This window comes from Bradyrhizobium sp. Ec3.3 (assembly GCF_000472925.1).
Taxonomy (GTDB): domain Bacteria; phylum Pseudomonadota; class Alphaproteobacteria; order Rhizobiales; family Xanthobacteraceae; genus Bradyrhizobium.
In genome coordinates, this window is the sequence record NZ_AXAS01000031.1 from 1 (window position 1) to 23,226 (window position 23,226).

The window sequence follows — 23,226 nt, forward strand, 5'->3', positions numbered from 1 at the left end:
CGTCATCAACGTCTCCGGCCACCGCATGGGCACCGCCGAGGTCGAGAGCGCCTTGGTGGCGCATGAGAAGGTCTCGGAGGCCGCCGTGGTCGGCTTCCCGCACGACATCAAGGGCCAGGGCATCTACGCCTATGTCACCCTGATGGCCGGCGTCGAGCCGACCGAGGACCTGCGCAAGGAGCTCGTGACCTGGGTGCGCAAGGAGATCGGCCCGATCGCCTCGCCCGACCAGATCCAGTTCGCGCCCGGCCTGCCCAAGACGCGTTCCGGCAAGATCATGCGCCGCATCCTGCGCAAGATCGCCGAGGACGAGCCGGGCAGCCTGGGGGACACCTCGACGCTCGCCGATCCGGCAGTGGTCGACGACCTCGTCAAGAACCGCCAGAACAAGAAGCAGACCTCGGCGTAAGAACGCTCTCGTGCCCCGGACGCAGCGCAGCGCTTCTTCAGCGGTGCGCTGCAGAGCCGGGGCCTATCCATCCCCAACACTGGGTCCCGGCTCTGCGTCGCGTCATTCCATGCCGCGCCGCGTCCGGGACACGCGACTGCTTCCAGTCCGAAGCCATTTGATTCCGGCAAAACCCAACACCCTCACGCACTTGTCAGGGCGCGCGCCGGCGCGGCCGTATGTTTCCCGCCGAGTGTTGTTTTCCGGTCATTTACTTTAATTCGAACTTTTCCTTTGTTCCCCGTGCTGGCTGGGCCCAAGGCGCGGCGCGTGGAAACCATCCGGTTAACGCGCGCGGTTAAGAATGCGTGGGCGAGCGGGCGATTTCCGGGTTTTGCGTGCATTTTTTTGGACGACCCGTTCGGGGCAACGGATAAGGAAGCAAGTGATGTCGATGAGGATTGCGGTGGCGCTCGCCGCCACCATCGGGGCAGGGATATTGATGTCGACGGCGGCCGAGGCACGGCCGGAAATGGTGGGGCTGCACGGTGGCGAATATTCGCCGGGCACCATCGTGGTCAAAACCAACGAGCGCCGGCTCTATCTCATCCTCGATGGCGAGCACGCCATGCGCTACCCGGTCGGCGTCGGCAAGTCCGGCAAGCAGTGGGCCGGCACCACCCGCATCGACGGCAAGTACCGCAACCCGGCATGGTCGCCTCCGGCCGAAGTGAAGCGTGACAAGCCGAACATGCCCGACGTGATCCCGGGCGGCTCGCCGCGCAATCCGATGGGCGTCGCGGCGATGACGCTGGCCGGCGGTGAATACGCCATCCACGGCACCAACGTACCGGGCTCGGTCGGCGGCTTCGTCTCCTATGGCTGCATCCGCATGCTCAACGACGACATCAGCGATCTCTACAGCCGCGTCTCCGTCGGTACGACGGTGGTCGTCACGCGCTGAGAACCAACCGATTCAAGACGAAAAGCCGCGTCTTGACGCGGCTTTTTTCATTGCCAGAAGCGCCAGCTGCGCGCGCACCAGCCCTCGCGATGACCGCCATTGTAGCTGCGCGCATAACCGCCCGCGAGCAGCGCGGCCGAGACGTTGGGCGTGCGCTTGGTGGCAACATCGGCGAGAATGCGCCCGTATTTCTCTGGGCCAAGATTGTAGATCACAATGCCGCCCTGGCCGAGCAGATGGCGTAGCGCATCGGTGGCAGCTTCGGCCTTGTCCAACTCTTCCCGACAGGACGCCTTCATTTCGGGCGCATCGATGCCGCGCAGGCGAACCCGTGCGACGAGATCCCGCCCGTCGCGCTGATGCACGCGTGCGAGAAATGTGTCGCCGTCGATGGTGCGGATGACATCAACCGACTGGCGAATGTCGGGATTGCCTGCCTGCTGCAGGATGATCTCGGCGTCCTGCGCCCGTTCGTCACCGGCATGCGGCACGGGCCAGTTGGTGCCATGCCGGTAGATGAGCACGACCGCGGTTATGACAACGACCACGAACATCCACGGCAGCAAGCCCGCGAAGCGGCGGCCAAACGGTGCGCCACTGAACGAGGGCCGATACGGATTGATTCGGTCGCGGGGAGACATCAGCCGACGCTAGGGCTGAGTCGGGCGAGCCTGCAAGAGACCACCCGGTCTCAGAAATCCGAGGCGATGCCCTTGCGCTCCCAGTCGCCATAGCGCGTGGGCTCGGGACCCTTCGGCCCCTGCAATTCTTTTGGTGCGGCTTCGGCATTGGCCGCGGCGGCCTGCCGGCGTGCCTCGGCTTCCGCCAGCGCGCGCTGCGCGGCCGGCGTCAGCGGCTTGCGCTGGGGAGGGCTGGACGGAGTGTCGTTCATCTCTGGCTTCCTAGCCCAGGGACGCGCCGCGCGCGATCGGAAAAAACGCCGCGCATAGGGCAGAGATCGACATGCAGGGCTGAAAAAACCAGAGCCGATTCTTACATTTGGCATATTCGCGTGCCACAGATGCGCTTCTTCAGGCATGCGCCCATACCGGCGGAACTGCCGCTCGCTCAGAACCTTACCACCGCATGCCATCTCAACGTTTTGCTCCACCCTCCGAAGTGCCTGGTCTTGCGGCGCGGCGGATCGCCGCCGACATCGTCGACGGTGTCCTGCATAAGCACCGTACGCTGGACGACCAGCTCGACGGTGGCGGCGCCCATCCCGGGCTGAAGACGCTCGCCGATCGCGACCGCGCGCTGATGCGGCGCATGGTGGCAACCGTCCTGCGTCGGCTCGGCACGCTCGGCCACGTGCTGTCGCGTCTGCTCGACAAGGGCATCCCCGGCGAGGCGCCGCGCGCGCAAAGCGCGCTCCTGATCGGCGCTGCGCAAATTCTCTGGATGGATGTTCCCGATCACGCGGCCGTCGATCTCTCGGTCCGCCTGGTGCAATCCGATCGCCGAGCCGCGCGCTATGCCGGCCTCGTCAACGCCGTGCTGCGCCGCTGTGCGCGCGAGGGCAAGGCGCTGGTGGAGGAAGTCGCGACGCAATCGCTCGATCTACCGCCCTGGCTGCTAGCGCGCTGGAGCGCGCAATATGGCGAGGCCACCGCGCGCGAGATGGCGCTTGCGCTCGGCCACGAGCCGTCGCTCGATCTGACGATGAAGTCGGATGCCGCGCAATGGGCGAGCCGCCTGCATGGCGAGGTGCTGCCGACCGGAACCGTGCGCACGCTGCTGCACGGCTCGGTGACCATGCTGCCCGGCTTCAGCGAAGGCCAATGGTGGGTCCAGGACGCCGCAGCCGCATTGCCGGCCCGGCTGTTCGGCGATATCGCCGGCAAATCCGTCGCCGATCTCTGCGCCGCTCCCGGCGGCAAGACGGCCCAACTGGTGCTCGCCGGCGCGAACGTCGTCGCGGTAGACCGTTCGCCGGCGCGCGTGGCACGGCTGCGCGAAAATCTCGCCCGATTGTCGCTACAGGCCGAAACCGTCGTCGCCGACGCCGTGGAATGGGCCGGACCGCAGCACGGCTTTGACGGCATCCTGATCGATGCGCCCTGCACCTCGACCGGCACGATCCGCCGCCATCCCGATGTGGCCTGGCTGCGCCAGGAGTCGGATATCGCGGCGCTCACGGCGCTTCAGCAGCGCCTGCTGCTGAAATCCGTCTCATTGCTCAAGCCCGGTGGAACGCTGGTCTATTGCACCTGCTCGCTGGAGCCCGAGGAAGGCGAGCACGCGATCGCCGCGCTGCTGGCCGCCGAGCCGGCGCTGCGCCGCGTGCCGATCCAGCCGTCCGAGGTCTTTGGGCTCAGTGAGATCATTACCACTGAGGGCGACCTGCGCACCCTGCCGAGCCACCTGCCAAACGCCGACCCAAGGCTCGGCGGGCTCGACGGATTCTTCGCTGCCCGGCTCGTTAAATCCTGATTTTGCACCGGATTTTGCGCCACTGATGCTGATTCGCCACCTTTCAAGGTGGTGTCAGCCGGCGGATTTTGGGATTAAAAGGATTCGTCAGGAATCCTCTCCCCCTTCAAGGCAAGGCGTGTCGGTCGCTCAACGCAGACGCATCTCGACGCTGGTCATGAACCGCTTCGCGCGGAACATGCTTGCGCGCGCGAGCGGCGGTTCCGTGGCAGTGTCGCGGCTCTGGCCAGGCCGCACCGACCGGCTGATCATCGCGCCGCACGACCTGCGCACCGCAGACGCCACGCGCGCGGCCGAGATCTATGCCGGGCGCTTCGTGTTCGCCGGCAAGATCGTCAATTGCCACGGCCGCTCGATCTTCGATCTCGAGCCGCCGTCGGAAGACTGGGAGGTCGCCCTGCTCGGCTTCGGTTGGCTGCGTCACTTGCGCGCTGCCGACACCGCGCTGACGCGGGCCAACGCCCGCGCGCTGATCGAGGACTGGATCTCCAATCCCGCCAACAAGCGACGCGCCGTGGCTCGTCGCGCCGACGTGCTGGCGCGGCGCGTGATCTCGCTGCTGTCGCAGGCGCCGCTGGTGCTCAACGACACCGACAACAAATTCTATCGTCGTTACCTGCGGGCGCTGACGCGCGAGATCCGCTATCTGCGTTTCACCATGGTCGACATCCCGGATGGGGTGCCGCGGCTGCAAGTGTTGATCGCGCTCTGCTACGCCTCGTTGTGCCTTGCCAACCAGGCGCGCCACATCCGCAGCGCGTCGCGCAAGCTATCCGATGAATTACAGCGGCAGATCCTCCCCGACGGCGGACACGTCTCCCGCAATCCCGGCGCGTTGATCGAGCTCCTGATCGATTTGCTGCCGCTGCGGCAGACCTTCGCGGCGCGCAACATCGCGCCACCGCCGGCGCTGCTGAACGCGATCGACCGCATGATGCCGATGCTGCGTTTCTTCCGGCACGGCGACGGCAACTTTGCGCTGTTCAACGGCATGAGCGCGACGTCGTCGGATCTGCTCGCCACGCTGCTGGCCTATGACGACACCCACGGCGCGCCGATGGCGACCATGCCGCATACCGGCTTCCAGCGCCTCGATGCCGGAGCGTTGACGCTGATCATGGATACCGGTGCCCCGCCGCCGGCCAATGTCAGCCACGACGCCCATGCCGGCTGCCTGTCGTTCGAATTGTCCTCGGGCACGAGCCGCATCGTGACCAATTGCGGCATGCCGACGACGGGACGCGACAATTGGCGGCCATTCGCGCGCGGCACCGCGGCGCATTCGACGCTCACCTATCACGAAACATCATCATGCCAGTTCGTCGGATTGTCGGCGATGAAGAAGCTGCTGCACGGCGCGCCTGTGACCAGCGGGCCGGCCATGGTCGAGAATTATCGCGAGGTCGTGCAGAACGGCACGCTGCTGACGACGTCGCATGACGGCTATCTCGCCAAGTTCGGTGTGATCCACCGGCGCGTGGTGATGGTCGCCAATGACGGCACGCGGCTCGACGGCGAGGACACGCTGTCGCCGCCGCAGGGCGGACGCCTGAAGGGCGCGGGTACCGATTTCGCGCTGCGCTTCCATTTGCATCCGGCGGTGAAGGCGAGCCGGCTGTCGGATGCCCGCGGCGTGATGCTCGTGCTGCCGAACCGCGAGGTCTGGACCTTTGAAGCACTGGACGACAAGGTCGATCTCGAGGACAGCGTGTTCCTGGCCGGCAATGACGGCCCGCGCCGCACCGCGCAGATCGTGATCCGGCAGGACGCGCGCCAGGCCCCCTCGATCCGCTGGAGCTTTGTCCGCTCCACGGCTTCGCCCCAAGTCACCAATGCCCGCCGCAACGCCCGGCGCGAGCCGGAACTTCCGCTGTAAACGCGCGCGGCCCACGCCTATCTAGCCGTTGTGAAGAGCACCGAAAGCTGGTACCGAGCACCCGCTCGCGCGACTGGCGACCTTGGATGGAGCACCATCGGGAAGCGCGGGATTTATCTGCCGCGCGCCTGGGCATAGGTACTCCCGACACAGAGGATCTTGCCCATGACTGATGCGATGAATGACCATCCCCGCCGCGTTACCCGCGCCCTGCTTTCCGTTTCCGACAAAACCGGTCTGATCGAGTTCGCCAAGGCGCTTGCCGCCCATGGCGTCGAGCTGGTGTCGACCGGCGGCACCGCCAAGGCGATTGCGAGCGCCGGCCTCAAGGTGAAGGACGTCTCCGAGCTGACCGGCTTTCCCGAGATGATGGACGGCCGCGTTAAGACGCTGCATCCGAAGGTGCATGGCGGCCTGCTCGCGATCCGCGACAACAAGGAACATGCGGACGCGATGAAGACGCACGGCATCGCGCCGATCGATCTGCTCGTCGTCAATCTCTATCCGTTCGAGGCAACCGTCGACAAAGGCGCGGGCTTCGAAGAGTGCATCGAGAACATCGACATCGGCGGTCCCGCGATGATCCGCGCCGCCGCAAAGAACAATGACGACGTCGCCGTGGTCGTCGAGGCGCAGGATTACCAGGCCGTGCTCGACGAGCTCGCCGCCCACAACGGTGCGACCACGTTGAAGCTGCGCCGGCGCCTCGCCGCAAAGGCCTATGCGCGCACCGGCGCCTATGATGCCGCGATCTCCAACTGGTTCAACCGGCAGCTCGAGATCGATGCGCCCGACTACCGCGCCTTCGGCGGCAAGCTGATCCAGGCCCTGCGCTATGGCGAGAACCCGCACCAGACCGCGGCGTTCTATGCGACGCCCGACAAGCGGCCGGGCGTCTCGACCGCGCGGCAGCTGCAGGGCAAGGAGCTCTCCTACAACAACATCAACGACACCGACGCGGCCTATGAGTGTATCGGCGAGTTCGATGCCAAGCGCACCGCGGCCTGCGTCATCGTCAAGCACGCCAACCCCTGCGGCGTCGCGGAAGGCTCTGATCTCGTCACCGCCTATCGCCGGGCGCTGGCCTGCGACTCGACCTCCGCCTTTGGCGGCATCATCGCGATGAACCGCGCGCTCGATGCCGACACCGCGCGCGAGATCACAAAGATCTTCACCGAGGTGATCATCGCACCCGATGCCAGCGAGGAAGCGATCGCCATCATCGGCGCGCGCAAGAATCTGCGCCTGCTGCTCGCCGGCGGCCTGCCCGACCCGCGTTCGGCGGGTCTCACCGCCAAGACCGTTGCCGGCGGCTTGCTCGTACAGAGCCGCGACAACGCCGTGGTCGACGACATGACCTTCAAGGTGGTGACGAAACGTGCGCCGGCCGACGCCGAGATGCGTGACCTGAAGTTCGCGTTCCGGGTGGCAAAACACGTCAAGTCCAACACCATCATCTACGCCAAGGATCTCGCCACCGTCGGCATCGGCGCGGGCCAGATGAGCCGGGTGGATTCGGCGCGGATCGCGGCACGCAAGGCGCAGGATGCGGCGAACGAGCTGAACCTCGCCGAGCCTCTCACCAAGGGATCGGTCGTGGCCTCTGATGCGTTCTTCCCGTTCGCCGACGGCATGCTCGCCTGCATCGAGGCCGGCGCCACTGCCGTGGTGCAGCCCGGCGGTTCGGTGCGCGACGACGAGGTGATCAAGGCCGCAGACGAGCACGGCATCGCCATGGTGTTCACAGGGACGCGGCACTTCCGGCATTAACTCTCCACGAGTCGTCCCGGCCTTCGCCGGGACGACTGCAGAAATCACGGCTCCCTCACCCGCGTCAACAGCGCGAGCCCGGCGGCAAAGAACGCCACCAGCACGCCCATGCCGGCTTTTTGGCTCGCGGTCCCGGCCGTGATTGCGCCGATCAGCAGCGGGCCGATGAAGGACGTCACCTTTCCGGTGAGCGCGAACAGGCCGAAATACTGCGCGATGCGGTCCTTTGGCGCCAGCCGAATGAGGAGCGTGCGCGAGGCGGCCTGGAGCGGGCCGCCAGCGGCGCCGATCAGGCAGCCCAGCACGAGGTAGGCACGCTCGGCCGCGCCCGCGAACAGGGCGCCGCCCGGCTCGGGCGGCGCGACGCTGATGAACAAGATCGAATCCTTGTCGACCAGCAGGATCGCGGCGAGCGACAGCAGCAGGATCAGCATGCTGATGGCAATCACGCGCTTCGGTCCCAAGAGATCATCGAGCTTGCCGCCGAGCCACGCGCCGAACGTACCGGCGATCGCCAGGATGATGCCGAAGGTGCCGATCTGGATCGTGTGCCAGCCGAACGTGCCGGCGGCATAAATGCCGCCGAAGGCGAACAGCGACACCAGGCCGTCGGTGTAGATCATGTTCGCGAGCAGGAAGATCGCGAGCGATTTCTGCCGCGGCAGTTCGCCGAGCGATTGCTTCAGTTGCGCGAGTCCTGCGCGCAGCGCCGCGCGCACCGGCCGCTTGGCGGGATAGTCCGGCGTGAACAGGAACATCGGCGTCACGAACACGATGAACCAGAGTCCCGTCAGCGGTCCGGTGATGCGATCGCCCTCATGCATGGCCGGATCGAGCCCGAACAGCGGCTTGAAACCAAGCAGCGTGCGCCCCGTCTCAGGGTTCGCGGCGAGGAAGCCGAGCACGATGATCAGGCTGATGATGCCGCCGACATAGCCGGTGGCCCAGCCATTGCCGGAGAGGCGGCCGATTCGCTCCGGCGGCACAAGTGTCGGCATCATCGCATTGTTGAAGACTGTCGCGAACTCCGCGCCAACGCTCGCGAGTGCCACGGCCGCAAGCAGCGGCGGGATGATGGTGGGATCGCCGGGCTTGCCGATCCAGAGCGCCGAGGAGCCCAGCACCAGTATGGCGCCGAAAGCAGCAATCCAGGGCTTGCGGCGGCCCGCGGCGTCCGCAACGGCGCCTAACACCGGCGACAGCAGGGCGATGACCATGCCGGCTGCCGCCATCGCAAATCCCCACAGCGACTGTCCGGTCGCAGGGTCGGGCGCGACGCTGGTGGCGAAATAGGGCGCGAAGACGAACGTCGTGATCAGGGTGAAATAGGGCTGCGCAGCCCAGTCGAAGAAGATCCAACTGACAACGGCAACGCGCGGCGGATAGGTCCGCTCCTTATCGGCCATATCGGTGTCAGAGGCGATCGTCGTCATCAGCATTCCTTATCACGAACAGTTTTGCCTCTCTTGGCGCAAACGGTATAGCATTGCCGTGACGGCTGTGGAGTGACGGCAAGACACGACAGAAACAAGACACGGCGAAATTTTGATGATGTCGTTTGTCCTGACACGACGAAAAGTCGTAGCTGCCCTCACGCTTCTAGGTATCAGCCTGTTTCCAGCGCGCGCTCAGGATGCGCGCCGCATCTATGAACCGCCCGCACTCGGCACCGTTCACGCCATCGCCGCCGAGCACGGCATGGTGGTGGCGCAGGAGAGAATCTCCGCACAGATCGGCGCAGACATCCTGCGGAGCGGCGGCAACGCGGTGGACGCCGCGGTCGCGACCGGTTTCGCCATGGCCGTGACCTATCCGCGCGCGGGCAATATCGGCGGCGGCGGCTTCATGGTGATCCATTCCGCCGACCGCAAGGAAGACGTCGCGATCGACTATCGCGAGACCGCACCAGCTGCGACCACATCAGACATCTTCCTCGGCGCCGACGGCAAGCCCGATATCGCGAAGTCGCGCGATTCCGCGCTCGGCATCGGCGTGCCCGGCACGGTCGCAGGACTGTCGCTGGCGCTCGAGAAATACGGCTCCGGCCAGTTCACGCTGGCGCAATTGCTGGAGCCCGCGATCGCGCTCGCGCGCGACGGTTTCGTCATCAGCGACGACATCGCCGACACCTTGCCGGGCGCACACAAGCGATTTGCGCGCTGGCCGGCATCGGCGAAAATCTTCTCGCGACCGGACGGCACGCCGCTGCAAGAGAATGACCGGCTGGTGCAGGGCGATTTGGCGCAGACACTGTCGACCATCGCCGCCCAGGGTCCGCGCGGATTCTACGAGGGACCGGTCGCCGACAAGCTCGCCAAGGCCGTCACCGATGCTGACGGCATCATGACATCAGGGGATCTGCAGACATACAGGCCCGTGATCCGCGAGCCGGTGCGCGGCAGCTATCGCGGCTTCGACATCGTCTCGATGCCGCAGCCCTCGTCGGGCGGCGTGGTGCTGGTGGAGACGCTGAACATCCTGGAAGGCTTTCAGCTTTCCGATCTGAAGCAGGGCTCGCCGGCCTCGCTGCATCTGCTGATCGAAGCCATGAAGCGCGGCTATGCCGATCGCGCGCGCTATCTCGGCGATCCCGCTTTCGTCAAGGCGCCGATCGAGACCCTGATCGCCAAGGACTATGCGGCTAAACTTCGCGCCGGCATCAGGGCCAACAGCGCCACGCCGGCGAGCGAGATCGTGGCGAGCGCGACGCCGCCGCGCGAAGGCAGCAACACCACGCATTTCTCGGTCGTCGACAGCCGCGGCAATGCGGTGAGCAACACTTATACGCTGAACTTCAGCTATGGCGTCGGCCTGGTCGCCGACGGCACCGGCGTGCTGCTCAACAACGAGCTCGACGATTTCACCGCGGCGGTTGGCGCCTCCAACGCCTATGGCCTCGTCGGCTACGAGGCCAATCTGCCAGGGCCGGGCAAGCGGCCGCTGTCCTCGATGTCTCCGACCATCGTACTGAAGGATGGCAAGCCGGTGCTGGTCACGGGCTCGCCCGGCGGCAGCCGCATCATCTCCACCGTGCTCCAGGTGATCGTCAACGTGCTCGATTATCATATGGATGTCGCCGCCGCCGTTGCAGCGCCGCGGCTGCATCACCAATGGCTGCCGGATGAAGTGCGCGTCGAGCGCGGCTTTTCCGACGACGTGCTGTTCGAGCTGAAGGCGATGGGTCACCTCGTCGTCGAGCCGATGGGCCAGACCTCGGCCAACTCGATCGCGGTGACGCCGAACGGCCCGTTCGGCGCACCCGACCCGCGCACGCGGGGCGCTGCGGCGGAGGGGCAATAACTTTCATGGTTTGAGCATCGAACCCGGAATCACGCGCCACAACTTCGGGATTCCGGGTTCGCCCACGTAAGGACGCGGGCGCCCCGGAATGACGATGGGAACGACGCTACCGCCCGACCTGGTACGGCCCGCCCTTCTCCAGCGCGCGTTGATAGGCTGGACGCGCGTGGATGCGCTCGAGGAACGCCATCGCCTTGGGATGGCCCTGCTCCAGGCCGCCGCGCGCTTGCGCCGCTTCCAGCGGAAAACTCATCTGGATGTCGGCCGCGGTGAAGTCGGGCCCGGCGAACCACTCGGTCTTGCCGAGCTCGCCTTCCCAATAATCCATGTGCTGCTTGATCTGCGGATTGACCAGCGCGGTCAGCGCCTGGTTCGAGACCTTGCGCACCAGCGGACGGAGCAGCGCCGGCGCGCGCTTCGGCATCAAGGTGAACAGCAATTTGAGCAGCAGCGGCTGCATCGCCGAGCCTTCGGCATAGTGCAGCCAATAGGTGTAGCGCAGCCGCTCCGGCGTGTTCGGCGGCGGAATCAGGCGTCCCTGACCATAGGTGCCGACGAGGTATTCGACGATCGCGCCCGATTCGGCGATGGTGTTGCCGTTGTCAGTGATCACGGGCGACTTGCCGAGCGGGTGGATCGCACGCAGCTCCTTCGGCGCGCGCATGTCGGGCTGACGCTGATAGCGCACGATCTCGTACGGCACGCCCAGCTCCTCGAGCAGCCACAGCACGCGCTGCGAGCGTGAATTGTTGAGATGATGAACGGTCAGCATTTGAGGTCCCCCGCTGGTCTCGGGCGCGTTCGTGCCAGCCCGGCGGGCGAATGTCGAGCCGGACGGTCGTTATTTTTACCCGGGCATATTGACGCTTCTATTTTACCCGGATATTAAGTGGGCCATCGTGTCAGATTTCGCAGTGATTTCAATGCAGAGTACCTTCACAGCCTTTGTCGGCCAGCGGCGCCTGGCCTCCGGGCCGATCGCGGACGTGGTCCTGGCGGTCAAGCGCGCGGACGCGTGGGCGGGCTCGCCGATCGTGATCTTCAGTGACTTGAGCGGGCGGGCGGTCGATTTCGACCTGCGCGGCGACGACCAGGAAGTGCTGGCCCGCCTGCCGACGATCGCGCCGGCGCAATCCGACGGGCACATTGAGTTGCCGAGTGCGCCGCGCGGCCGCGGCCGGCCCAGACTCGGCGTGGTGGCGCGCGAGGTGACGCTGCTGCCGCGGCACTGGGAATGGCTCAACGCGCAGCCGGGCGGCGCCTCGGTCGCGCTGCGCAAGCTCGTCGACGAGGCGCGGCGTGCCCGCGGCGATCGCGACCGCGAGCGGCAGGCGCGCGATGCCACCTACCACTTCATGTCGGCGATGGCCGGCAATCTCGCGCATTTCGAGGAGGCCTCGCGCGCGCTGTTCGCAGGCGATCGCCGGCGCTTTGCGGCAGAGATCGCCGACTGGCCCGCCGACATCCGCGACCACGTCGTGAAACTCGCAAGCAGCGACCGCGCGTAGGCAGAAGGCGCCTCCGATCAAAGTAGTATTATGGCCATCATGAAACGGGTGGACCTGCCGCGCGCGCTGCGCCACAATGTGCGCAAAGCGAGCTCACGGGAGGACGGTTTGACGCGCGCGGCCCCACAATTCCTGTTCGATTTCGGCAGTCCCAATGCGTTTCTCAGCCATGAGGCGATCCCCGCGATCGAGACGCGGATCGGCGTGAAATTCGAGTATGTGCCGATCCTGCTCGGCGGCATCTTCAAGGCGACCAACAACAAATCGCCGGCCGAGACGCTCGCCGGCATCAAGAACAAGCGCGAATTCCAGGCTGTCGAGACCGAGCGTTTCCTCAAACGCTTCCACGTGCAGCCCTATGTCTGGAACCCGTTCTTCCCCGTCAACACGCTGAACCTGATGCGCGCGGCGATCGCGGCCCAGCTCGAAGGCGTGTTGGAACAATATGTCGAAGCCGCATTTCATCACATGTGGCGCGAGCCGAAGAAGATGGACGATCCGGAAGTCGCGATGAAGGCGATCACCTCGTCAGGCCTCGATGCGCAGAAGCTGTTCACACGTGCCCAAGAACCCGATGTGAAGGCAAGGCTGATCAAGAATACCGAGGAGGCCGTCGCGCGCGGCGCGTTCGGTTCACCGACATTCTTCGTCGGTAACGAGATGTTCTTCGGCAAGGAGCAGCTGCGCGAGGTCGAGGAGATGGTGTCGGGAAAGTGATTCTGACCCAACGAGCGAAGTGAGGTATCTCCCCGGTGTCGTCCTGGCGAAAAACATGACGACGGCGAAAAAAGAGCAAGAACAAACGGAGCACCCGCATGCGCATTCTCGTCGTCGGCGCCGGCGCCATCGGCGGTTATTTTGGTGGCAGGCTGCTGCAGGCCGGGCGCGATGTCACCTTTCTGGTGCGGCCGCGGCGCGCGAGCGAGCTTGCGAGCGCCGGCCTCGTCATCAAGAGCCCGAACGGCGATGCGATGCTGACGAACCCGCCGGCGGTGCAGGCGGGCAAGCTCACCGAAAAGTTCGATGTCGTGCTGCTGAGCTGCAAGGCGTTCGACCTCGACGATGCCATCAAATCGTTCGCGCCGGCAGTCGGGTCGAACACCACGATCATTCCCGTGCTCAACGGCATGCGGCATCTCGACTTGCTGGACCAGAAGTTCGGCGCCGAGCGCGTGCTCGGCGGGCTCTGCGCCATCGCCGCGACGCTGAACGAGAAGCGCGAGGTGGTGCAGCTCCAGCCGATGCAGGCGATCAATTACGGCGAGCGCGACGGGAAACTGTCGGCGCGTGTGAGGGCGATCGACGAAGTCTTCACCAGCGGCATCGCCGGGGCGAGCGCGAGCCACAACATCATGCAGGACATGTGGGAGAAGTGGGTTTTCCTCTCCTCGCTCGCGGCGTCGACCAGCCTGATGCGTACCTCCGTCGGCAACATCCTGGCGGTGCCCGGTGGCAAGGATTTTCTCTTAGGGATGCTGGACGAGACCAGCGCCACTGCGACCGCAGCGGGCTATGCGCCCGGCGGCCCGTTCTTCGAGCGGGTCAAGGGCTTGATCACCACCGAAGGTTCCCCGATGACCGCGTCGATGTTCCGCGACATCAAGGCGGGCCTGCCGGTCGAGGCCGATCACATCATCGGCGACCTCATCGCGCGCGCCGATACTGCGAAAGTGCCGGTGCCAAAACTGCGCATCGCCTATACGCATCTGAAGGCGTATGAGAAGCAGCGCGTGGGGTAGCTAACTCGCCCCACACATCCCCGTCGTCCCGGACAAGCGTAGCGAAGCGGAGCGCAGATCCGGGACCCCCGCGCGAGCGCTTGCGCTCGTCGCGATAGCACAGGGATTGGTTATGGCGCGAGCTGGTAACCACGAGTCTTCGTCAAACTCGATCCTGTGGTTATGGGTCCCGGGCTCGCGCATCGCGCGCCCCGGCACGACGGCCGGTGTTGGCGGCTACAGTTCTCCGCTACTGCAAATGCGCCAAGTAATGCGCGAGCGCGGTGATCTCTTCCTCGCTGAGCGAATAGGCGATGTCGGCCATGGCGGCGACGCCGCCGCCGACGCGCTGGCCGGCTTTGTAGTCGTGCAGCGCCTTCACCAGATATTCCTCACGCTGGCCGGCAAGGCGGGCGACGGCCTTGGTGCCGGCATAGCTGTCGGTGTGGCATGAGGCGCAGCGGCGGCCGCTAGCTGCTTCCTTGCCTTTCTTCGACAGGTCGGGATCCTTGTCCTCCGGGCCTTTCGGCGGCGTGAGCTGCGAAAAATAGGCACCGAGACTGCGGATGTCCTCGTTGGCGATCTCTTCCGCAATCGGCTGCATCTGCTCGTTCTTGCGCGAGCCGGCGCGGAAGAACACGAGCTGCCACTGCAGGAACTGATCCGGCTGGCCGGCGAGCGAGGGGATGTTCTCGGTCTGCGAGATGCCCTTGTCGCCGTGACAGGCGGCGCAGACCGCGGCCTTCTCCTTGACGTCGGCAGCGTGCGCGACAAAAGCGGGAAGACTGACGAGCGCTGCGATCGAAAAAGCGAGCGCGCTGAGTGCGCGCGAAACAGGTTGCCGGTGCATGACGAGATTCCGATTTGCTCGTCATTCCGGGGCGCCCGAAGGGCGAACCCGGAATCTCGGGATTCCGGGTTCGATGCTCCGCATCGCCCCGGAATGACGAGCGTGTAACTTCAAACGAAAGGCTGCGGCGGCCTCCAGGCAACCGCAGCCTCATGTTCACGTCGCGCTACTTCTTGCTGTAGCTGATGCGATAGATCGCGCCGGCCCAGTCGTCGGCGACGAGGATCGAGCCGTCCTTGGCGAGGATGATGTCGTCGGGACGGCCGAGATAGCCCTGGTCACCTTCGAGCCAGCCGGAGGCGAACACCTCCTGCTTGGGGTTCTTGCCGTCGGGCCCGACGATCACGCGCACGATGCGCGCGCCCTGGTACTTGTGCCTGTTCCAGGAGCCGTGCTCGGCGATCAGGATGTTGTTCTTGTACTCGGCGGGGAACTGGTCGCCGGTATAGAACTTCATGCCGAGCGGAGCGACGTGCGCGCCGAGATTCAGCACGGGCGGCGTGAACTCCGAGCACTTGTGACCCATCGCGAATTTCGGGTCCGGCAGATCGCCCTGGTGGCAATAGGGATAGCCGAAATGCTCGCCGATCTTCGAGATCATGTTCAGCTTGTCTGACGGCAGATCGTCGCTGACCCAGTCACGCGCGTTCTCGGTGAACCAGTATTTGCCGCTGCGCGGATCGACGTCGCCGCCGACCGAATTGCGGACGCCAAGCGCCCAGACTTCGGCGTTGCCGGTCTTGGGATCGACGCGCCGGATCTGCGAGACGCTGGTCGGCGGAATGCCGACGTTGAAGGGCGGTCCGAACGGCAGGAAGAACCAGCCGTCCTTGTCGGTCGCGATGTACTTCCAGCCATGCGCGGCATAGGACGGCATGTCGTCATAGACGACCTTGCCCTGGCCGAGATTGTCGAGGTTGGCTTCGGCGTTGTCGTAGCGGATCAGCTTGTCGACGGCGATGACATAGAGCGCGCCGTCCTTGAAGGCGAGGCCGGTCGGCATGTTCAGACCCTTGAGGACGGTCTTGACCTCGCGCTTGCCGCCATTGTCCTTGATCGCATAGACGTTGCCGAGGCCGAACGAGCCGACGAACAGCGTGCCCTTGTCGCCCCAGGCCATCTGCCGCGCGGCGAGAACGCCAGGCGCCCAGACCTCGATCTTGAAGCCGGCCGGCAGCTTGATCTTCTTCACGATGTTGGCGAGCTCGGCTTCGGACGCGCCGGTCGGCGGGCCCGATGGGGGCGCAAGACCCTTCTGCGCCTCGGTCTCATCCCCTAAGAACCAGTCATCCGGCGGATGCGTCCAGAATTCCTTGGTGCCGGATTCGTATTTCTTCAGCGCCCGGTTCTTGTCCTGCTGCTGCTGCGCATTCACGACGCTTGTCCCCGCGAGCAGGGCAACCGCCGCAAACGCAAAGATGGATCGATGGAATATGGATTTCATCGCGTCACTCCCCTAAGGCGGCCGTGGCGGCCACACCATTATTGTTTTGCTATTCGAGAGGCGAAGTTCGGAGTCTGTCGACAGAGGCAGACTCAAAAAGGTTAGCACATCTGCAAGCGCTGAGAAGCATGCGCTGCACATCGCGATCAGCCTCAATAAAAATTGAGAGAGAGTTTCTCCGCATGCATGGCATGCGCGTGCGCGCGTTCTCGCTGCAACGCGGAATCATGAAGCAAGCGGCTATTTGGCAGGCAGCGCTCGCGTGCACGCGATGAGAATTATGAGACTACGGGATAAGGCCCGCGCTCGAAGACCGTGTCATGATAACCTTTTGAGCCGACCTGACGCGCCAGCTCGCTGCGAAAATCGCGAGTCTTCCGCAGGCTGCTCAGCACATGGGCAAAGTCGAATGCGGGCCGCCAACCCAGCTCGCGGCGCGCACGATCGTTGACGTAGACGCGGTCGATGGTCGGAAACAGGCGCCAGCCCCGCGCCGCGTAGAGTTTTGCGCAATCGGGATAGAGCGTATGCACGAGGCGCGCGGCGTCCTCAGCCAGGGCGACGAGGTGGCTTTGCGTGAACGGGCTCGTCGCCGAGACGATGTAGCGCGCGAAGCCGATGCTGGTAGCGCGCTCGTCGGCGAGGAGGTGGGCGCTGACAGCGTCCGCTATATCCAGCCGGCGATAAAGCAGCTCGTTGGCCTGCGCGTTCTCGGTCGCAAAATTCTCCCGCGCGGCCGCATCGTCGTCCTCCTCCGGAAAGAAGCGCGAGGTTCGCAAGACGATGACGGGAAGCCCGCGCTCGCGGAAGAACAGCTCACACAGATTCTCCGCCATCAGCTTGGAGGTGCCGTAGATGTTCTTCGGCACCGAGGGCAGATCCTCGGTGACCCAGACGGCGGCGTTCCCCGCCTCGGGCCGAAGCTGCGAGCCGAACGCGCTGGTGGTGCTGGTGAAGACGAAGCTCTTCACGCCGGCCTCAGCGGCGGCCTCGAGCAGGTTGAGCGTGCCGGTGACGTTGGTGTCGATGAAGTCCTGCCTGGAATGCGTGGCGACATGCGGCTTGTGCAGGGTGGCGGTGTGAATGACGGCGGTGACGCCCGCCATCGCGGCCCGCACAAAGCCGGGATCGGTGATCGAGCCCACCTGATCGGTGAACTCCGATTTCTTCAAATCAACCCCATGCACAGTAGACCCGCGCGCGTGAAGTGTCCGGAGAATCGCTTCCCCGAGGTGGCCTGCGCTGCCGGTGACCAGAATTGTCATTCTCACGTCCAACGTGCGTCCCGGACGGAGCCGCCAGACGGCGATCCGGTCCTGTCAGGCTTGACGCTGGGAGAAATTGGAGCGGGCGAAGGGGCTCGAACCCTCGACCCCGACCTTGGCAAGGTCGTGCTCTACCACTGAGCTACACCCGCGTCCTGTGTCGGTCGCGTGACGCGCCGGCAACGGCTGTCGTATGCCAAAAGCGGGCGGCGAATGCAACAGCTACCGGCGGCATCTATTCGCTTTCGGAGACCTAAATGAGCCCCGAATCGGGTCGAAAGCGACCCGAAACGCCCAGGAACCACCGAATCACGCACCATGGATTGAAATTCGGCCGTCCCGGCCCAATTTAGGAGCCGGGACAGCAGCATATGGGACGGCGTCGTGCTAAAGAGCCGCCTTTCCGGACATCAGACGAGGGGACTCCTGTGACGATCATTGACCAGGGCAACGGAGCGGCGGGCCAGGCTGCGCCCGATCTGATCAAGGACACGACCACCCAGACCTTCGTCAAGGACGTCATCGAGGAATCGAAGCGCCAGCCGGTGCTGATCGACTTCTGGGCGGAGTGGTGCGGCCCGTGCAAGCAGCTCACCCCGGTGCTGGAAAAGGCCGTCAAGGCGGCCAAGGGCAAGGTCAAGCTGGTCAAGATGAACATCGACCAGCATCCGGCGATTCCGGGCCAGATGGGCATCCAGTCGATCCCGGCCGTGATCGCCTTCGTCAACGGCCAGCCGGCCGACGGCTTCATGGGCGCGGTGCCCGAGAGCCAGGTCAACGCCTTCATCGAACGCCTGACCAAGGGCGTCACCGCGCCGGGCGAGGTCAATGTCGCAGAGATCGTGAAGGAAGCAGACGCCGTGCTCGCCGAGGGCGACGTGGCGGCCGCGGCGCAGATCTATGCCGAGGCGCTGTCGCACGATGCGACCAACATCGCCGCGCTCGCGGGCCTTGCGAAATGCTACGTCGCGTCGGGTGCCATCGAGCAGGCCAAGCAGACGCTCGCCATGGTCCCGGAGTCCAAGCACGGCGATGCCGCGGTGAAAGCGGTGCAGGCCGCGATCGATCTTGCCGAGCAGGCCGAATCGCTCGGGCCGGTCGCGGAGCTGGAACAGAAGGTCACCGCTAACCCGCTCGATCATCAGGCGCGGTTCGATCTTGCAACCGCGCTCAATGCGCAAGGCGACCGGGCGGCCGCGACCGACCAGCTGCTCGAGATCGTCAAGCGCGATCGCAAATGGAACGATGATGGCGCCCGCAAGCAGCTCATCCAGTTCTTCGAGGCCTGGGGCGGCGCTGACGATGCGACCGTCGAGGGACGCAAGCGGCTGTCGACGATCCTGTTTTCCTAAAGTGCGATGAGATTAGGACAAATCGTCATCGCGCTTTGGCTTATTGTTTGAGTATGATCTCCGCGCAAACGCGTTCCACGTTTGTCGCGAGGGAAAGCCGCTTCGCACTTTGCGCTGACGCGGCCCTTCGGGTCCGGATCATGCTCTAAGGCCACGGACGCCATGTAGATCAGCGGGGAGCGGGTATGCCGATCAATATCGAATATCGCGGGCCCGCCGATCTTCCCGAGATCATCCCGGTGTTTCCGCTGCCCGGCGCGCTGCTCTTGCCGCGCGGGCAGATGCCGCTCAACATCTTCGAGCCGCGTTATCTGTCGATGGTCGACGACTCACTTCGCGATGGCCATCGCCTGATCGGCATGATCCAGCCTGATGTGGCGCATTCGCCGAAGAACTCGGACAAGCCGGTGCTGTTCAATGTCGGCTGCGTCGGCCGCATCACTCAGCTCGCCGAATCCGGCGACGGCCGCTACATCCTCGAGCTCACCGGGATTGCGCGCTTCAAGGTGGTCCAGGAGCTCGAGGTGCTGACATCCTACCGGCAGTGCAAGGTGGACTTCTTCGCTTTCACCGATGATTTCACCGCGCGCAAGGGCGAGGACGCGGTCAATCGCGAGGCGCTCCTGGTGGCGCTGGCCGACTTCCTGAAGGCCAACAACCTCAAGGTCGACTGGGAAGGCGTCGAGAGCGCACCCAACGAGGCGCTGGTCAATGCGCTGGCGATGATGTCGCCCTATGGTCCCGCGGAAAAGCAGGCGATGCTGGAAGCGCCCGACCTCAAGACCCGCGCCGAAATCCTGATCGCCGTCACCGAGATGGATCTCGCCAAGAAGCGCACGAGCGGCGATCCGCCGCTGCAATAGTGCGGAATGCCTTTAGGTTGAATCGATCGAGCCGCGGGCTCGCCCAACCTCTCCCGCTTGCGGGGAAGGCATAGGCCGCCTTTGGCGGCCGTCCTCATAAGAGACGCCGAGGCGACGCCTCGGCTATGGCGAAGCGCCGGGTTGAGGCTTTCTCGGCATTGGGAGTCTCATTGCGGAACCACCCTCACCCCGACCCTCTCCCGCAAGCGGGAGAGGGAGCGCACCGACTTTGCGGACGCAACAGGACCTGATTTCATCACGCTCTGGCGCTCGCGGCATCACGCCGCGCGGCGAACGTCCGGATATTGCCGGCGCAGCCAGCCCGCCCAGGACAATTTGCCGCGCACGCCCTGGCTGACGACAAAGCCCATGCCGCGGGCTCGCGTTTCCGACAATGATATCGGCAAGATCTTCCGGTGGAGACCACGCGCGTGCTGATACTGGCGCGCAAACTCGGTAAGGCTGAGATCTTCGGGACCGCCGATCTCCGCTCGCGCTCCACGCGCACCATCGAAGGCACAGGTCACGACGTAGTCGGCGACATCAGACGTATCGACCGGGTTGAACACCGTCGTCGGCATGGGCCACGCCGGAAGCCAGGTCTGGCGGGCCAGCAGCTTGTCGAGCAGGTAATAGAACGGCATTGCGCGAACGACGGACCATGACAGCGTCGAACTGCGGACGAGCTTTTCGCCGGCGAGCTTGACGCGGGCATAGGGCAACGTCGCCGCATCGAGGCCGACGATCGAGACGTGGAGAAAGTGCCGGATGGATTGGTCGCGCGACAGTGACAAAAGGCGCTCGGTGCCCTCGACGTCGACGGCGGAAGGCGAGCTGAAGAAATCCACCGGCCTGAAGCCGCCCCGGCGCGCGATCGGCGAGTAGGTCGCTGCATTGATGACGGTGTCGACACCGTGCAGCGCCTCCGGCAGCCCGGCGCCTGTGGCGAGATCACCGACTGCCCATTCGACATCTGATCGAGGACCCGGCGTTCTTGCCAGAACGCGGATGCGATGCCCGGAGGAGACGAGGCGATCGACGATATCCTGGCCCAGATGTCCAGTGCCCCCGGTTACGAGCGTCAATGGCATGTGTCACTCCTCATCTCGGTCGCCGTCCTGGTCACGCAGGGGAACCAGAATGGTTTCACCGGTTGCGACCAGCGAAATGTTTCCAAGCCTGTCTTCGGTAAAGAGTTCCGCCCGGGCAAAGACCTGCCTGCACCCGGCGCGCATCAATCTGCCCTTGGCAACGAGAGCGCTGCCCACCGCCGGCCTCATGCAGTTCATCGAGAAATGCGATGCGGTCACCGAACCGACCTTCGTGGCCGCGGCGAACCCACAAGCGGTATCGAGCAGGGCAGCGATCATGCCGGCATGGAGATGTCCGGAATATTGCGTGAAGCTGTCGTTCCACTTCATGCGAATTTCAGCTTCACCGTTTGCGGCCGCGACCACCTCGAACCCTGCGCGCAGATTGAAGTTGGCCCAGGCATTGACGGCGGCGAGATGCCAGAGATCCAGGCCGGCGTCGGAATGGTCGCGCTGCTCCATCGCGACCCCGCTAGTAACCCGCGACCGCCAGCGCGACCACCGCGCTCATCCCGATCCAGCCGGGATGCACCGTGCGCGTCGCCCACGCATTGGCGATAGCGGCAAAGCCGAACACCACCGCGAGCGTTGCGATGATCCAGTGTCGCGCCGCGTCCGATCCCATCCAGGGTGCGGCGATCAGGAGCACGCCGCCGGCAAACCACGCCACCGTACCGGCCTGCCAGACCAGACGGATGAGCGTTCGCAGTCGCGGCGGCTCGATGGTGGCGCGGGCAAAGACCTGGGTCTCGCCGAGCACGGCATGGCCAATCGTGACGAGGATCGCGATGACGCCCGCTGCTTGCAGAAGCAGATCGCGCATTGGCACCTCCATCTCCTAACATACAGTACTGTATGGTTTATAGAGAAATGCTGGCGCCTGTCAATACAGTTATGTATGGTGCGGCATCATGGGAGGCAGGAACCGATGGCCGATCAGCTCTCGGCGGGGGATTGGGTCGATCTGGGCCTGAAGACGCTGGCAAAGAGCGGCTTCACGGCGCTGAAAGCCGATCCGCTGGCTAAGGCGATGGGGGTTTCCCGCGGCAGCTTCTACTGGCACTTTGCCGATCTCGCCGCATTCCATGCCGCCATCCTCTCCCGCTGGCGCGAAGTCGCCACCGAGCAGATCATCGCCGCCGTCGAGGCGGCCAGGAGCGGGAACAAGAGCGAGAACTTGGGCGATAGCGGGGGCCAGGACCCGCTCGCGGTGCTGCTGAAGCTGACCTTCGGCAGCAAGCTCATGCTGGAAAAGGCGGTGCGGAGCTGGGCCGCCAACGATGCGCGGGCGCGCGCCGCGGTCGTCGCGGTCGATCGCCGCAGGCTCGACTATATCGAGAGCCTGCTGAAGCAGGCCGGGCTCACTGAGGAGGTCGCACGCCCGCGCGCGCAGATCCTGTTCTGGGCTTTCTTCGGCTTTGCCCTTTCGGACCAGACACTGCCGGCGGACAAGCAGCAGGCAGCGCTCGACGAGCTCCGGCGAATTGTCGCACGATGAAGCTTGCGGATGGCCTCGAGCTAAAGCGGGAGAGGGAGCGCATCGTCCCCGTGGTAGCAGTCTAGCACTCAGCCTGCGGCGACCGCGTGCCGGGGCGGCTCGGATCCGACCAGCCGCATCAAGGCGATCGTGACCAGGACGACGGCGGCGTAGATCACGAGCTGCATCCCGGTCGGCTGGTCGGTGTAGCCGATCAGCGTGTGCAGGGTGCGGCCCAGGATGCTGTCCTCGGAGAGCAGCCAGCTCGTGTCCCACACCACGGTGTCGAGCGCGGTGAGCCAGTTGGCGCGTTCGAGAAACGAGACCGCCTGCGCGGCCATGCCGGCGGCGAGCAGGGTGATCAGCACCGTCGTGGTCGTAAACAGCGCGCGTGGCGGAATCCGCAAGAGGCCGAAATAGGTGAAGAGACAAACTGCGCCGCCGAGCACGAGGCCGAGCAGGCCGCCGACCAAGAGGCTCATCGCCGATCCGCCGTCGGACGCGGCAACGCCATAGAGAAACAGCGCCACCTCGCTGCCTTCGCGCAGCACCGCAACCCCGACCACCACGGCAAGCGCCAGCAGCGATTTGGATCCTTCGGCGACGGCCTGGCCGACGGCGCGCAATTCGCCCGCCATCTCCTTGCCGTGCCGCGCCATCCAGACATTGTGCCACGTCAGCATGACGACGGCGACGCCGAGAATCGCCGCGTTGAACAGCTCCTGTCCCATGCCCTCGAAGAGCTGCGACAGGGCACCCGCGAACGCCGCGACCACGCACGCGCCCAGAACGCCCGCCAGCACCCCGCCGGCGATCCAGCGGTTGCGACGCTTAACCGAGCGCGTCACCGCGAGCACGATGCCGATGATCAGACCGGCCTCGAAGACTTCGCGGAAGACGATGATGAGCGCGGCGAGCACGAGCTGA

Annotated in this window: 22 protein-coding genes, 1 tRNA gene, 1 pseudogene and 1 riboswitch; of the genes and pseudogenes, 12 read left to right on the forward strand and 12 right to left on the reverse strand. The window is 65.0% G+C overall.

Translation table 11 applies throughout. From position 1 onward, the window contains the following. Positions 1–409, forward strand: a pseudogene (locus YUU_RS51800) (acetyl-coenzyme A synthetase); the annotation flags it as partial. A gap of 427 nt (positions 410–836) precedes the next feature. After that, the gene (locus YUU_RS0126250) at positions 837–1,352 is read left to right on the forward strand and encodes a L,D-transpeptidase (protein WP_027525051.1); all 516 of its coding nucleotides are present in this window, start codon (positions 837–839) and stop codon (positions 1,350–1,352) included. 47 nt (positions 1,353–1,399) lie between these two features. Here YUU_RS0126250 and YUU_RS0126255 read toward each other — a convergent pair whose 3' ends face one another. Next, a complete protein-coding gene (locus YUU_RS0126255) occupies positions 1,400–1,993 on the reverse strand; it encodes a thermonuclease family protein (RefSeq protein WP_027525052.1) in 594 nt (197 codons plus the stop codon). A gap of 50 nt (positions 1,994–2,043) precedes the next feature. After that, a complete protein-coding gene (locus tag YUU_RS0126260; protein WP_027525053.1) occupies positions 2,044–2,244 on the reverse strand; it encodes a DUF1674 domain-containing protein in 201 nt (66 codons plus the stop codon). A gap of 194 nt (positions 2,245–2,438) precedes the next feature. Here YUU_RS0126260 and YUU_RS0126265 point away from each other — a divergent pair, with 194 nt between their 5' ends. From YUU_RS0126265 to purH, 3 genes are all read left to right on the forward strand, one after another. Further along, complete coding sequence (locus YUU_RS0126265; protein ID WP_027525054.1) at positions 2,439–3,785, forward strand: RsmB/NOP family class I SAM-dependent RNA methyltransferase; 1,347 nt, start codon at positions 2,439–2,441, stop codon at positions 3,783–3,785. A gap of 157 nt (positions 3,786–3,942) precedes the next feature. After that, complete coding sequence (locus YUU_RS0126270; RefSeq protein ID WP_027525055.1) at positions 3,943–5,661, forward strand: heparinase II/III family protein; 1,719 nt, start codon at positions 3,943–3,945, stop codon at positions 5,659–5,661. A gap of 59 nt (positions 5,662–5,720) precedes the next feature. Further along, positions 5,721–5,802: riboswitch (ZMP/ZTP riboswitch) on the forward strand. 36 nt (positions 5,803–5,838) lie between these two features. Continuing rightward, positions 5,839–7,431 carry a bifunctional phosphoribosylaminoimidazolecarboxamide formyltransferase/IMP cyclohydrolase gene (gene purH, locus YUU_RS0126275; RefSeq protein WP_027525056.1) on the forward strand — a complete coding sequence of 531 codons (1,593 nt, stop codon included), beginning with the start codon at positions 5,839–5,841 and terminating at the stop codon, positions 7,429–7,431. Between the two features lie 44 nt (positions 7,432–7,475). Here purH and YUU_RS0126280 read toward each other — a convergent pair whose 3' ends face one another. Continuing rightward, on the reverse strand, positions 7,476–8,864 hold the full coding sequence (locus YUU_RS0126280) for an MFS transporter (protein WP_027525057.1): 1,389 nt from the start codon (positions 8,862–8,864) through the stop codon (positions 7,476–7,478). Between the two features lie 115 nt (positions 8,865–8,979). Between YUU_RS0126280 and ggt the strand changes: the two genes are divergently transcribed. Beyond that, positions 8,980–10,731 carry a gamma-glutamyltransferase gene (gene ggt, locus YUU_RS0126285; RefSeq protein ID WP_027525058.1) on the forward strand — a complete coding sequence of 584 codons (1,752 nt, stop codon included), beginning with the start codon at positions 8,980–8,982 and terminating at the stop codon, positions 10,729–10,731. Between the two features lie 106 nt (positions 10,732–10,837). On the opposite strand, the gene YUU_RS0126290 is transcribed toward ggt, so the two are convergent. Further along, the gene (locus tag YUU_RS0126290) at positions 10,838–11,503 is read right to left on the reverse strand and encodes a glutathione S-transferase family protein (RefSeq protein ID WP_027525059.1); all 666 of its coding nucleotides are present in this window, start codon (positions 11,501–11,503) and stop codon (positions 10,838–10,840) included. Between the two features lie 151 nt (positions 11,504–11,654). Here YUU_RS0126290 and YUU_RS0126295 point away from each other — a divergent pair, with 151 nt between their 5' ends. From YUU_RS0126295 to panE, 3 genes are all read left to right on the forward strand, one after another. Further along, entirely contained in the window at positions 11,655–12,239 is a 585-nt protein-coding gene (locus YUU_RS0126295) for a DUF2239 family protein (protein WP_027525060.1), read from the forward strand. Between the two features lie 108 nt (positions 12,240–12,347). Next, the gene (locus tag YUU_RS0126300) at positions 12,348–12,956 is read left to right on the forward strand and encodes a 2-hydroxychromene-2-carboxylate isomerase (RefSeq protein WP_027525061.1); all 609 of its coding nucleotides are present in this window, start codon (positions 12,348–12,350) and stop codon (positions 12,954–12,956) included. Between the two features lie 98 nt (positions 12,957–13,054). Further along, positions 13,055–13,978 (forward strand): 2-dehydropantoate 2-reductase, encoded by a 924-nt coding sequence (gene panE / locus YUU_RS0126305; RefSeq protein WP_027525062.1) that lies wholly within the window; start codon positions 13,055–13,057, stop codon positions 13,976–13,978. A 229-nt stretch (positions 13,979–14,207) separates the two neighbouring features. Here the strand turns inward: panE and YUU_RS0126310 are convergent, their stop codons facing one another. The 4 genes from YUU_RS0126310 to YUU_RS0126325 all read right to left on the reverse strand — a co-directional run bounded on the left by YUU_RS0126310 (position 14,208) and on the right by YUU_RS0126325 (position 17,668). After that, positions 14,208–14,807 carry a c-type cytochrome gene (locus YUU_RS0126310; RefSeq protein ID WP_027525063.1) on the reverse strand — a complete coding sequence of 200 codons (600 nt, stop codon included), beginning with the start codon at positions 14,805–14,807 and terminating at the stop codon, positions 14,208–14,210. Positions 14,808–14,973: 166 nt separating this feature from the next. After that, positions 14,974–16,251: a sorbosone dehydrogenase family protein gene (locus YUU_RS0126315; RefSeq protein ID WP_027525064.1), complete on the reverse strand. Its 1,278-nt coding sequence runs from the start codon at positions 16,249–16,251 to the stop codon at positions 14,974–14,976. Between the two features lie 278 nt (positions 16,252–16,529). Next, positions 16,530–17,516, reverse strand: a complete 987-nt coding sequence (locus YUU_RS0126320) for an NAD(P)-dependent oxidoreductase (RefSeq protein ID WP_027525065.1) — start codon at positions 17,514–17,516, stop codon at positions 16,530–16,532. A 77-nt stretch (positions 17,517–17,593) separates the two neighbouring features. After that, positions 17,594–17,668, reverse strand: a tRNA-Gly gene (locus tag YUU_RS0126325). A 276-nt stretch (positions 17,669–17,944) separates the two neighbouring features. Here YUU_RS0126325 and trxA point away from each other — a divergent pair. After that, positions 17,945–18,868: a thioredoxin gene (trxA, locus tag YUU_RS0126330; protein ID WP_027525066.1), complete on the forward strand. Its 924-nt coding sequence runs from the start codon at positions 17,945–17,947 to the stop codon at positions 18,866–18,868. A 185-nt stretch (positions 18,869–19,053) separates the two neighbouring features. Further along, positions 19,054–19,731 carry an LON peptidase substrate-binding domain-containing protein gene (locus YUU_RS0126335; RefSeq protein WP_027525067.1) on the forward strand — a complete coding sequence of 226 codons (678 nt, stop codon included), beginning with the start codon at positions 19,054–19,056 and terminating at the stop codon, positions 19,729–19,731. A 278-nt stretch (positions 19,732–20,009) separates the two neighbouring features. Here YUU_RS0126335 and YUU_RS0126340 read toward each other — a convergent pair whose 3' ends face one another. From YUU_RS0126340 to YUU_RS0126350, 3 genes are read right to left on the reverse strand one after another with little or no spacing between them, the layout of a single operon-like run. Further along, on the reverse strand, positions 20,010–20,822 hold the full coding sequence (locus YUU_RS0126340) for an SDR family oxidoreductase (RefSeq protein WP_027525068.1): 813 nt from the start codon (positions 20,820–20,822) through the stop codon (positions 20,010–20,012). A 3-nt stretch (positions 20,823–20,825) separates the two neighbouring features. After that, positions 20,826–21,284, reverse strand: a complete 459-nt coding sequence (locus tag YUU_RS0126345; protein ID WP_051389906.1) for a PaaI family thioesterase — start codon at positions 21,282–21,284, stop codon at positions 20,826–20,828. A gap of 10 nt (positions 21,285–21,294) precedes the next feature. Further along, positions 21,295–21,645 carry a hypothetical protein gene (locus tag YUU_RS0126350; RefSeq protein WP_027525070.1) on the reverse strand — a complete coding sequence of 117 codons (351 nt, stop codon included), beginning with the start codon at positions 21,643–21,645 and terminating at the stop codon, positions 21,295–21,297. Between the two features lie 105 nt (positions 21,646–21,750). Between YUU_RS0126350 and YUU_RS0126355 the strand changes: the two genes are divergently transcribed. Next, positions 21,751–22,320, forward strand: coding sequence for a TetR/AcrR family transcriptional regulator (locus YUU_RS0126355; protein WP_027525071.1), 570 nt, complete (start codon positions 21,751–21,753; stop codon positions 22,318–22,320). Positions 22,321–22,388: 68 nt separating this feature from the next. On the opposite strand, the gene YUU_RS0126360 is transcribed toward YUU_RS0126355, so the two are convergent. Continuing rightward, positions 22,389–23,219: an FTR1 family protein gene (locus YUU_RS0126360; protein WP_027525072.1), complete on the reverse strand. Its 831-nt coding sequence runs from the start codon at positions 23,217–23,219 to the stop codon at positions 22,389–22,391. Positions 23,220–23,226 lie beyond the last annotated feature (7 nt).